10 protein-coding genes, 1 tRNA gene and 1 pseudogene are annotated in these 10012 nt (G+C 70.3%); 8 read left to right on the top strand and 4 right to left on the bottom strand.

What is annotated here, in order from left to right; translation table 11 throughout:
- A partial coding sequence (locus QZ500_RS06580; RefSeq protein ID WP_295852522.1) for a pyridoxal-phosphate dependent enzyme occupies positions 1-236 on the bottom strand: 236 nt, incomplete at its 3' end.
- 42 nt (positions 237-278) lie between these two features.
- Between QZ500_RS06580 and QZ500_RS06575 the strand changes: the two genes are divergently transcribed.
- Positions 279-363: transfer RNA gene (locus QZ500_RS06575), tRNA-Leu, on the top strand.
- 114 nt (positions 364-477) lie between these two features.
- Complete coding sequence (locus tag QZ500_RS06570) at positions 478-900, top strand: VanZ family protein (protein WP_295852519.1); 423 nt, start codon at positions 478-480, stop codon at positions 898-900.
- Here the strand turns inward: QZ500_RS06570 and QZ500_RS06565 are convergent.
- Complete coding sequence (locus tag QZ500_RS06565; protein WP_295852516.1) at positions 897-1391, bottom strand: Lrp/AsnC family transcriptional regulator; 495 nt, start codon at positions 1389-1391, stop codon at positions 897-899. The genes QZ500_RS06570 and QZ500_RS06565 overlap by 4 nt on opposite strands.
- Before the next feature lie 64 nt (positions 1392-1455).
- On the opposite strand from QZ500_RS06565, the gene ilvB reads away from it, so the two are divergent.
- Both ilvB and QZ500_RS06555 read left to right on the top strand, forming a co-directional pair.
- Complete coding sequence (gene ilvB, locus QZ500_RS06560; RefSeq protein WP_295852513.1) at positions 1456-3267, top strand: biosynthetic-type acetolactate synthase large subunit; 1812 nt, start codon at positions 1456-1458, stop codon at positions 3265-3267.
- Positions 3268-3385: 118 nt separating this feature from the next.
- A complete protein-coding gene (locus QZ500_RS06555) occupies positions 3386-4498 on the top strand; it encodes a YihY/virulence factor BrkB family protein (protein WP_295852510.1) in 1113 nt (370 codons plus the stop codon).
- 31 nt (positions 4499-4529) lie between these two features.
- On the opposite strand, the gene QZ500_RS06550 is transcribed toward QZ500_RS06555, so the two are convergent.
- Positions 4530-5435, bottom strand: coding sequence for a LysR substrate-binding domain-containing protein (locus tag QZ500_RS06550; protein ID WP_295852524.1), 906 nt, complete (start codon positions 5433-5435; stop codon positions 4530-4532).
- A 143-nt stretch (positions 5436-5578) separates the two neighbouring features.
- Between QZ500_RS06550 and QZ500_RS06545 the strand changes: the two genes are divergently transcribed.
- The 3 genes from QZ500_RS06545 to QZ500_RS06535 all read left to right on the top strand — a co-directional run bounded on the left by QZ500_RS06545 (position 5579) and on the right by QZ500_RS06535 (position 8698).
- Positions 5579-6778: an acyl-CoA dehydrogenase gene (locus tag QZ500_RS06545; protein WP_295852507.1), complete on the top strand. Its 1200-nt coding sequence runs from the start codon at positions 5579-5581 to the stop codon at positions 6776-6778.
- A gap of 2 nt (positions 6779-6780) precedes the next feature.
- Positions 6781-8028, top strand: a complete 1248-nt coding sequence (locus QZ500_RS06540; protein WP_295852505.1) for a CaiB/BaiF CoA-transferase family protein — start codon at positions 6781-6783, stop codon at positions 8026-8028.
- 166 nt (positions 8029-8194) lie between these two features.
- Positions 8195-8698, top strand: coding sequence for a hypothetical protein (locus QZ500_RS06535; RefSeq protein WP_295852501.1), 504 nt, complete (start codon positions 8195-8197; stop codon positions 8696-8698).
- Positions 8699-8745: 47 nt separating this feature from the next.
- Here the strand turns inward: QZ500_RS06535 and QZ500_RS06530 are convergent, their stop codons facing one another.
- Positions 8746-9681: an SDR family oxidoreductase gene (locus QZ500_RS06530; RefSeq protein ID WP_295852496.1), complete on the bottom strand. Its 936-nt coding sequence runs from the start codon at positions 9679-9681 to the stop codon at positions 8746-8748.
- A gap of 56 nt (positions 9682-9737) precedes the next feature.
- Here QZ500_RS06530 and QZ500_RS06525 point away from each other — a divergent pair.
- Positions 9738-10012: pseudogene (locus QZ500_RS06525) on the top strand (2Fe-2S iron-sulfur cluster-binding protein); the annotation flags it as partial.

Raw genomic sequence — 10012 nt, 5'->3', positions numbered from 1 at the left:
CCGGTGTTGCCCGACGTCGCCTCGATCAGCGTGTCGCCCGGGCGGATGTCGCCGCGCTCCTCGGCGCGCTTGATCATCGACAGCGCCGGCCGGTCCTTGACCGATCCCGCGGGGTTGTTGCCTTCGAGCTTGCCGAGCACCACGTTGCCCGACACCGCGTTCTCCGTCGCGCCGATCCGTTGCAGTGCCACCAGCGGTGTCCGCCCGATGGTGTCTTCGATGGTGGGGTATTGCATGGAAAGCACTGTGCCATAATTTCCAGCTGCGCAACGCCCGCCGCCGGAGTGGTGAAATTGGTAGACGCAGGGGACTCAAAATCCCCCGCCGCAAGGCGTGCCGGTTCGATTCCGGCCTCCGGCACCATGGCCTCCGCGGCCGTGAATCCGATGGCGTTCCTCACGCCGTTCCCCCTGCATCCTGCCGGAACCGCATCCTGCCGGAACCGCATCCCGCGGCCGCAGATCGCAGCATCCGTCCATGCCCGATACCCCTTCCTCTGCTGCGCATCGGCGCAGGGCCGTGTACCTGGTGGCGCTCGCCGTGCTGCTGCTGGCCCTGATGCCGCTGACCTGGCCGGTCCGCCTGCAGCCGCCCTTCGACTGGAAACACCAGACACCGCTCGGCACGCTGACCGCCGACCATCTGCTGGCGTTCGGCGTTCTGACCTGGCTGGCCTCCCGTGCATGGCACCGTCGGCTGTTCGCGGTCGTGCCGCTGCTCCTGCTGTACGGCGTGGCGATCGAGTGCATCCAGCTGGCGGTTCCCTATCGCACGGCCGACCTCACCGATGTGGTGGCCGATGCGGTCGGCATCGGCATCGGCTTGCTGGCCCTCGCCCTGACCCGTCTGCGCGAGGGCCGTCTGCAGCGCATGCGGGACTTACCTCCCGCACGGCGCTAGATCAGCGGCACCCGGCTGTCCTTGAGCACCCGCAGCACGAAGTGCGACTTGCTGTGGCGAATGCCCGGGATCTTGTAGAGCTTCTCCCGTAGCAGCCGCTCGTAGTCGCGGGTGTCGCGCACCGCGATGCGGATGTAGTAGTCGTAATCGCCCGAGACGAGATACGCCTCCTGGATCTCGGGAATGGTCGCGAGCACGCGGCCGAATTCGTAGAGCGTTTCGTCGGTATGGCTCTCCAGCGTGAGTTGCACGATCACCGAGTCGTGATAGCCGAGCAGCGGCGCATCCAGCTCCACCGTGTAGCGCTTGATCACGCCGAGCGTCTCCAGCCGCTTGATGCGGGTCCAGCAGCTGGTGGGCGACAGGCCGACCGTCGTGCCGATCTCCTGCAGGGTGCGACGGGAGTCGGCCACCAGCACGCGCAAGATGGCCAGGTCTGCCGCATCCAAATTTTCTTCGGCTTCCTGCGATTTTTGGCGATTGTTTTTCATGTTTACGCATAGCATCGACTAAAAGAAGAAGCACATTCTGCGCTCCGGGCACAAGAATCGTCCGATGCATAAGACCTTGAACGCCCGCCAGCCCTCGCCCACTGCCATCGCACCGGCCTCCCCCATCCGCCCGCGCAACGGCGCCGAGGCGCTGCTCGACACCCTGGTGGATAACGGCGTCGACACCCTGTTCGGCTATCCGGGCGGCGCCGCACTGCCGCTCTACGACGCCCTGCACGGCGAGCCGCGGCTGCGGCACATCCTGGTGCGCCACGAGCAGGCCGCGGTCCATGCGGCCGAAGGCTATGCGCGCAGCACCGGCAAGGTGGGCGTGGTGCTGGTCACCTCCGGCCCTGGAGTCGGCAACACCATCACCGGCCTGCTCGACGCGATGAGCGATTCGGTCCCGGTGCTGTGTATCAGCGGCCAGGTGGCGACGGCGGTGATCGGCACGCAGGCGTTCCAGGAAAGCGATGCGCTCGGCATGTCGCGGCCGGTGACGAAATGGAACTGCCAGCTGCGCGCGGCCGACGACATCCCCGCGGTCGTCCGGCAGGCGCTGGCGATCGCGCGCGGCGGCCGTCCGGGACCGGTGCTGCTCGACGTGCCGAAGGACGTGCAGCTCGCGCCGCTTACCGGACGCGGCGCGACCGCGACGCCGTCGCGCCGCCACGCAGCCCGCGGTGCGTCTGCCCCGCAGCCGGTGCCCCTGCCGTCGCCGGACAGCCTCCAGCGCGCCGCGGACCTGCTGTCCACCGCGCGTAGGCCGGTCTTGTATGGCGGCGGCGGCCTGGTCAACGCCGGGCCGGCGGCCTGCGCCGCCTTCGCCCGGCTGGTGCAGCGGCTGGACGCGCCCTGCACCCTGACGCTGATGGGCCTCGGCGCCTTTCCCGGGTCCGCGCCGCAGTGGCTCGGCATGCTGGGCATGCACGGCACGCTGGAAGCCAACCTCGCGATGCACGCGGCCGACCTGGTGGTCTGCGTGGGCGCACGCTTCGACGACCGCGTCACCGGCAAGCTCGACGGCTTCTGCCCGCAGGCGCGCAAGATCCACATCGACATCGATCCGGCCAGCATCGGCCGGACGGTGGCGGTGGACGTGCCGCTGGTCGGCGACTGCGGCGCGGTGCTCGACGCACTGCTGGCGCAGCCGGCGCTCGACGACCTCCCCGCCGCGCGGCTCGCCCCGTGGTGGGCGCGGATCGACCGCTGGCGGTCGGAGCGCTGCCTGGACGTGGAGCCCCGCGCCGGCACCATCCTGCCGCAGCGGCTGATGCAGGCGCTGCAGCGGCAGCTCGACGACCGGGACGCGATCGTCTCGACCGACGTGGGCCAGCACCAGATGTGGGCCGCGCAGCACCTGCGCTTCGAGCGGCCCGGCCGCTGGCTCACCTCCGGCGGCGCCGGCACCATGGGCTACGGACTGCCGGCGGCGATTGGCGCGCAGGTCGCACATCCGGAGGCGCTGGTGGTCTGCGTGAGCGGGGATGCGTCGGTGCTGATGAACATCCAGGAGCTGTCCACCGCGGTGCAGCACCGCACGCCGGTCAAGCTGGTGCTCTCCAACAACGGCTACATGGGCATGGTCCGGCAGTGGCAGCAGATGAACCACGGCAACCGGCTCAGCCACAGCTGGAACGAGGCGCTGCCCGACTTCGTGGCGCTGGCGCGGGCCTTCGGCTGGGGTGCGCGGCGCGTGACCGACCCGGCCGACCTCGACGAAGCGCTGAAGGAGTGCCTGGCGAGCGACGGGCCGTTCTTCCTCGACGTGCAGGTGGCGGCCGAGGAGAACTGCTTCCCGATGATGCCCTCGGGCGTCGGCCACGACCGCATCCTGCTGGCCCGCGACCGCTGGTACGAGGACACGGCGGCCTGACCGCACCCGGCGTGCCGCGCGTCCGCCAATGACCGAGCACGTCGCCTACGCCCTGCCCGTCACATTCCTGCACGGTCGTGCCGGCAAGCGACCGGACAATCGTGCGCGGAGGAACACGATGGACATCAAACGATTTCTGGATCTGGGCCGTCGGTCGGTGCAGGCATGGGTGGACGACTACGCCCCCAGCATGGGCGCGGCGATCGCCTACTACACCGTCTTCTCGCTCGCCCCGCTGCTGCTGATCGTGATCGCGGTGGCCGGCGCGGTGTTCGGCCGCGAGGCGGTCCAGGGCGAGATCGTCGGCCAGCTGTCCGGACTGATCGGCGAGGAAGGTGCGATCGCGGTGCAGGGCCTGATCCGCAGCGCGAGCCAGCCGACCGAAGGGCTGCTGGCGGCAGGCATCAGCCTGGTGGTGCTGATCGTCGGCGCGACCACGGTGTTCGGCGAACTCCAGAGCGCCCTCGACCGCATCTGGCGGGTGCCGGCCACGGCCAAGTCCGGGCTGCTGACGACCCTGCGCGCCCGCCTGCTGTCGTTCGGGCTGATCCTCGGTCTGGCCTTCCTGCTGATGGTGTCGCTCGTCGTCAGTGCCGGCGTCGCGGCCTTCGGCCGCTGGGCGGGCGACGTGGTGCCGGGCTGGGAGCTGGCGCTGCAGGGCCTGAATTTGCTTATCTCGCTGGGCATCACCACGCTGCTGTTCGCGATGATCTACAAGCTGATGCCGCAGGCGCGCATCGCCTGGCGTGACGTGTGGACCGGCGCCTTGGTGACGGCGGTGATGTTCAATATCGGCAAGCTGCTGATCGGGCTCTACGTGGGCAAGACGAGCGTCGCCTCCTCTTATGCCGCGGCGGGGTCGGTGGTGGTCCTGCTGGTGTGGGTCTATTACTCGGCGCAGGTGTTCCTGCTGGGCGCGGAATTCACCTGGGTCTATGCCAACACCCACGGCTCTCATGCCGCGACCGGCCACGCCGCCGTGCAGGCACCGCCGCCCGAGAACCCCAGCGCCTCGGACGGCCCTGCCGAACTCGCGGGACGGCCGACCTCGTCCACCGCGACGTCTGCGCGCATGCCGGCCCACCGCGCCGCGGAAGAGAATGACGACCGGCCGACGCTGTCGCAGAAGATGCTCGTCTACGGGGGTCTGGCACTGCTGCAGGTGGCCGTGCGGGTCGCCGTCGGCCGCCGCGCCAAAGGCCGGCTGCCGCGGCTGAGAGGGCGGCGCTGAGGCCTCACGCGCTCCGGACGGCGGCGGGCCGTCAGGTGGCCGCGCCGGCGGCGCACAGATCGCGCAGCCAGGCACAGAAGGCCTCGACCGCCGGCGGCGCCTCGGCTGCCGCGGGCTGCACCAGGTAATAGGCCCGCTCGCCGACCCGCGGGTGCGGACAGGCGACCACCAGTTCGCCCTGCGCCAGTTCGGCCTCGATCAGCAGCCGCGGGATCAGCGCCACCCCCATGCCGTGGCGCGCCGCCACGGCGAGCATCGAGAACAGCTCGTAGCGCGGCCCCTGCAGCGCCTCGGGCGCCACCACGCCGAAAGACTCGAACCAGTGCCGCCAGCCGTAGGGCCGGGTGCTCTGCTGCAGCAGCGGCATCCGCGCCAGTTCGGCCGGGGTGCAGCAGCCGGGCGACAGGCGTGGGCTGCACACCGGCACGATCTCCTCGTCGAACAGGCGCATCGCGCGGGTGCCCGGCCAGTGGGCGACCTGCTCGGCGGTGCCGGTGTAGAGGGCCGCATCGAAACCGGTGTCGGCGAACAGGAAGGGCCGGGTCTGCGTCTCGATATGGACCACGATGTCCGGATGCCGCTCGGCCAGCAGCGGCAGGCGCGGCATCAGCCAGCGGGTGGCGAAGGTGGGCACCGCCGCCAGCGCCACCGCGCCGCCGCGTCCGTGGCCGGCCATCGTGTCGAGCGTGTCGCGCTCCAGGCCCTGCAGGCCGCGCGCCACTTGGCGCCAGTAGTTCGCGCCGGCCGGCGTCAGGGCCACGCCGTGGCGGGTGCGCCGGAACAGCGGCAGGCCCAGGAAGGATTCGAGCGCCAGGATCTGGCGCGACACCGCGCTCTGCGTCAGGCCCAGCTCGTCGGCGGCGCGGGTGTAGCTCTCATGGCGGGCCGCGGCCTCGAAGCAGGCCAGGGACTGGGTCGAGGGAATCTTGCGGCGCATGGTGCAAGTATTCCAGAAGCTCATGTCTCGATGTGGATTTCTCGTTTGCGCCGATGGGCGCCTGCGACGTAGCATCCCGCGTCCGGCGCCCTCGCGCTGCATCGGCCGCATACCTGCCGCCATCACGAACTTCCGGAGACCTCATGGCTTCTTCCCGCGCTTCCTTCCACTGGGACGACCCGTTCCTGCTCGACCAGCAGCTCACCGACGACGAACGCGCCGTGCGCGATGCCGCCAATGCCTATTGCCAGGACAAACTGGCGCCGCGCGTGCTGGAGATGTTCCGCAACGAGACGAGCGACCTGAGCATCTTCCGCGAGATGGGCGAACTCGGCCTGCTCGGCCCGACCATCCCCGAGCAGTACGGCGGCCCCGGCCTGAACTACGTGGCCTACGGCCTGATCGCCCGCGAGGTGGAACGGGTCGATTCCGGCTACCGCTCGATGGCCAGCGTGCAGTCCTCCCTCGTCATGGTGCCGATCTACGAATTCGGCACCGAGGCGCAGAAGCAGAAATACCTGCCCAAGCTCGCCAGCGGCGAATGGATCGGCTGCTTCGGCCTGACCGAGCCCGACCACGGCTCCGACCCGGGCAGCATGGCCACCCGCGCCTACAAGACCGCGGGCGGCTACAAGCTCAAGGGTAGCAAGATGTGGATCACCAACTCGCCCGTGGCCGACGTGTTCGTCGTCTGGGCCAAGGAGGTGAGCGAGGGCGGCGCGGTCGGCCCGATCCGCGGCTTCGTGCTCGAGAAGGGCATGCAGGGCCTGTCGGCCCCGGCGATCCACGGCAAGGTCGGCCTGCGCGCCTCGATCACCGGCGAGATCGTGATGGACGACGTCTTCGTGCCCGAGGAAAACGCATTCCCCGAGGTGCAGGGCCTGAAGGGTCCGTTCACCTGCCTCAACAGCGCCCGCTACGGCATCAGCTGGGGTGCGATCGGTGCGGCCGAGGACTGCTGGCACCGCGCGCGTCAGTACGTGCTCGACCGCAAGCAGTTCGGCCGCCCGCTCGCCGCCAACCAGCTGATCCAGAAGAAGCTGGCCGACATGCAGACCGAGATCACGCTCGGCCTGCAGGGCAGCCTGCGCCTGGGCCGCATGAAGGACGAAGGTACCGCCGCGGTCGAGATCACCTCGATCATGAAGCGCAACAACTGCGGCAAGGCGCTCGACATCGCCCGGCTGGCCCGGGACATGATGGGCGGCAACGGCATCAGCGACGAGTTCGGTGTGGCCCGCCATCTGGTGAACCTGGAGGTTGTCAACACCTACGAAGGCACCCACGACGTGCACGCCCTGATCCTGGGCCGCGCGATCACCGGCATCCCGGCTTTCAGCTGACCGTGGACACGACGACCTCGCACGCCGGCGCGCTCGCCGGCATCAAGGTGCTGGACCTGTCGCGGGTGCTGGCCGGCCCCTGGTGCACCCAGACGCTCGCCGATCTGGGTGCCGACGTGATCAAGGTCGAACGGCCCGGCAACGGCGACGACACCCGCCAGTGGGGCCCGCCCTTCCTGCAGGATGCCGAGGGCCGCGACACCGACCAGGCCGCCTACTTCGCCTGCTGCAACCGCAACAAGCGTTCGGTGACGGTCGACATGGCGACGCCCGACGGCGCGGCGCTGCTGCGGCGCATCGCCGCCGGCTGCGACGTGGTGGTCGAGAACTTCAAGGTCGGCGGCCTGCAGGCCTACGGCCTCGACTACGCAAGCCTGCAGGCGCTCAATCCGCGCCTCGTGTACTGCTCGATCACCGGCTTCGGCCAGGACGGACCGTATGCGAAGCGCGCCGGCTACGACCTGATGATCCAGGCGATGAGCGGCATGATGAGCGTCACCGGCCGGGCCGACGACGAGCCCGGCGGCGGCCCGATGCGGGTCGGCGTGGCCCTGACCGACGTGTTCACCGGCATGTACGCCTCCACCGCGATCCTGGCGGCACTGCGTGCACGCGACAGCACCGGCCGCGGCCAGCACATCGACATGGCGCTGCTCGACGTCGGCATGGCGATCCTCGCCAACCAGACCGCCGGCTACCTCAATACCGGCAGCGTGCCGCGGCGGCAGGGCAACACCCATCCGAGCGTGGTCCCCTACCAGGACTTTCCGACCGCCGACGGCGCGATGCTGCTGGCGATCGGCAACGACGGACAGTTCGCGCGCTTCGCCGCCGCCTGCGGCCGGCCGGAATGGGCGGCCGATGCACGCTACGCCACCGCCAGCGCGCGGGTGCGCAACCGCGACGTCCTCATTCCCGCGATGCAGGAGGTCACCCGCACCCGCACCACCGCCGACTGGATCGCGTTGCTGGAAGACCGGGCGGTGCCGTGCGGCCCGATCAACGACATTGCCGAAGCCTTCGCCGATCCGCAGGTCCGGGCGCGGGGCCTGGCGGTATCGCTGCCGCGCGATGCGGGCGACGGCATCGACCGGATCGCCGGCGTCGCCAGCCCGCTGCGGCTGTCCGACCATCCGCCGGTGCTGCGCCGTGCGCCGCCGGCGCTCGGACAGCACACCGACGAGGTGCTGGCGGAGTGGGGATTCGACGCGGCCGAACGCGCGCGGCTGCGGGAAGCCGGCGCGATCTGACACCGGGCCGGCGGCCGGCCGGCAACGGGTAGGTGCCGGCACAACCGTAAAGCCGGTGCAAACCTACGCAAGGTGAGGCAACGGTGGTCGGCCCGCCGCACGGGTGTTGCGTTGAACTTGTCAACGACGGGCGATGTGCCCTTCCATAGCGACAAGGAGCTTTCCCATGAACGCCGCCTCCCCTCTTCGCCGCCGCCTGATGGCCGCCGTGACGGCCCTGATGGCCGGCGCGGTGTCCGTTCCAGCGCTTGCCGGCCCGCACGACCATGACCACCGGGGTCCGGGCCGCGGCCACGGTCATGGCAAACACGACAAGCACTACAAAAAGCACCACGACCGGTACGACCGCCACGGCTACTACAACGACCGTCCGCGCGGCAAGGGTCCGCGCCATGCGGCGCCGCACTACGCCTTCCGCCCCGCCGACCGGGACCGTCTGGTGCGCTACTACGGCCCGCAGCTGCCGCCGCAGGCCTACGGCTGGCGCCCCTACCCCGGCGCCCGCATGGCCCCGGACTACCGCCGCCACCTTCAGCCGGTACCGCAGCAGGTCCTGTACGAACTGCCGCCCCCGCCGCGCGGCTACCGCATGGGCTACTACCAGGGCAACGCGGTGGTGTACGACCCGGTCACCTCGGTGGTCTTGAGCGTGCTGAACCTGGTACGCTGATTATTGAGGAAATCAGCCTCTTGCGCCCGTCCAGCCTGCGCATACAGCTACTCTTTCGATAGCAATCCAGTCGCGACAGTGGGATAGCGCAGGACCATGCGCAGCTCGGCTTTCAAGCGCCGGTTGACCAGCCGGCGGGACTCGCCCATGAAGCTCAGCGTCGCCGCGCCCAGCCGGGGATCGGCATCTTCGCGGCGTACCCGAGGCGGGCGCGGCAGGCCGTACAGGCCGGCCGCCAGGTCCATGTAGTCGCCCATCTTCAGCTCGGTGTCGTCGCTCGCGTGGTAGGTCCGCTGGGCCGCACCGCGGAACAGCGCTGCCACGCAGGCACGCGCCAAGTCGTCCGCATGGATGTGGTTGGTGAACACGTCTTCCCCGGCCACCAGTACCGGCGTGCCGCGCTCCAGTCGTGCGCGCGGCGTACCGCCTTCGCGGTCCGGCGCGTAGATGCCCGGGATGCGCAGAATGCTGGCGCGCAGTCCCCGGCGGCCGGCCTGCCGCACCCAGCCTTCGGCATCGACCCGCCGCTGCGCGCGGGCGGTTGCCGGCCGCACCCGCCGGGTCTCGTCGACCCATGCGCCATTGCAGTCGCCGTAGACGCCGCTGGTCGATCCGTATACCAGCGCTGCCGGCGGCGCGCGGCGCACCAGCACCTGCATCAAGGCCCGGGTGCGGGGGTCGTCAATACGCTGTCCGTCGCTGCCCGGACCGCCGGGCGGCGGCGCCAGGTGCAGTACCCGGTGGCCCAGGCCGGCCAGCCGGCGCAGGGTGTCGGGCGCATCCAGGTCGCCGGCGAGCGGCACGATGCCCTGGCGGCGCAGGCCGGCGGCGCGGTCGCGCGACGAGGTGAGCGCCAGCAGCTGCACGCGGCCGCGCAGCAGGGCCGCGGCGCGCTGGCCCACGTCGCCGCAGCCGACGATCAGCACCCGCAGGCGGCGGAAGCGCGAGGGCAGCGCCCCGCTCGGAGAAGGGTTTGAAGGCAAAATCGAATGTTCGTCAGTTCGCTGTCGTCCGAGCATATCCACACGAACCGCCCACGATGAGTTTCACCATCTCCGTGCAGCCGAGCGGCCGCGCTTTCACCGCCCAGCCCGGCGAATCCATCCTCGCTGCCGCGATCCGCCAGGGCGTCGGCCTGCCCTACGGCTGCAAGGACGGCGCCTGCGGATCGTGCAAGTGCCGCTAGCTCTCCGGCGAGGTGGTCCACCGCGAATACCAGTCCAAGGCGCTCAGCGCCGACGAGCTCGACGCCGGCCAGGTGCTGACCTGCTGCGCGGTCGCGCAGGGCGACGTGGTGCTGGAGTCGCGCCAGGT

The organism is uncultured Xylophilus sp., from assembly GCA_913776965.1.
GTDB lineage: Bacteria > Pseudomonadota > Gammaproteobacteria > Burkholderiales > Burkholderiaceae_C > Xylophilus.
Note: the sequence above shows the minus strand (reverse complement) of the source record. Positions and strands in the feature narration are given on the sequence as shown.

What these genes read in the sequence shown, in the direction of transcription:
- QZ500_RS06570 (WP_295852519.1), top strand. Translation starts at nt 478, where the DNA reads ATGCCCGATACCCCTTCCTCTGCTGCGCATCGGCGCAGGGCCGTGTAC.
- QZ500_RS06565 (WP_295852516.1), bottom strand. Translation starts at nt 1,391, where the DNA reads ATGAAAAACAATCGCCAAAAATCGCAGGAAGCCGAAGAAAATTTGGAT.
- ilvB (WP_295852513.1), top strand. Translation starts at nt 1,456, where the DNA reads ATGCATAAGACCTTGAACGCCCGCCAGCCCTCGCCCACTGCCATCGCA.
- QZ500_RS06555 (WP_295852510.1), top strand. Translation starts at nt 3,386, where the DNA reads ATGGACATCAAACGATTTCTGGATCTGGGCCGTCGGTCGGTGCAGGCA.
- QZ500_RS06550 (WP_295852524.1), bottom strand. Translation starts at nt 5,435, where the DNA reads ATGCGCCGCAAGATTCCCTCGACCCAGTCCCTGGCCTGCTTCGAGGCC.
- QZ500_RS06545 (WP_295852507.1), top strand. Translation starts at nt 5,579, where the DNA reads ATGGCTTCTTCCCGCGCTTCCTTCCACTGGGACGACCCGTTCCTGCTC.
- QZ500_RS06535 (WP_295852501.1), top strand. Translation starts at nt 8,195, where the DNA reads ATGAACGCCGCCTCCCCTCTTCGCCGCCGCCTGATGGCCGCCGTGACG.